Here is a 259-nt window from a genome sequence, read left to right on the forward strand (position 1 = left end):
TTATATTTCTGCGCCAAAAGAACGCAAAATCTCGGTCGCTTCATCCCCGCGTTCCTCTGGCACTACAGCTGTAAGCAACACCGTTGCCCCGCTAGTATCCTGACCACCATCCGACATGCCGCTTGCTGCCGGATCGGCCGCTGCCAAGACGCTAGCATCCCTTGCGCTGGGGAAGTTGGCGCCTAACGTAATCGTCCCCAAGGAAGGGATCGCACCGGTAATCGGGTTCATCCGCTTTTCCACCCCATCACCCGGATAT

The 259-nt window shown here is 57.1% G+C and carries 1 protein-coding gene; it reads right to left on the bottom strand.

Translation table 11 applies throughout. From position 1 onward, the window contains the following. A partial coding sequence (locus MXD62_RS08995; protein WP_248828916.1) for a hypothetical protein occupies positions 1 to 259 on the bottom strand: 259 nt, incomplete at its 5' end.

The sequence above is a fragment of the Frankia sp. Mgl5 genome (genome assembly GCF_023242985.1).
Lineage (GTDB): Bacteria > Actinomycetota > Actinomycetes > Frankiales > Frankiaceae > Parafrankia > Parafrankia soli.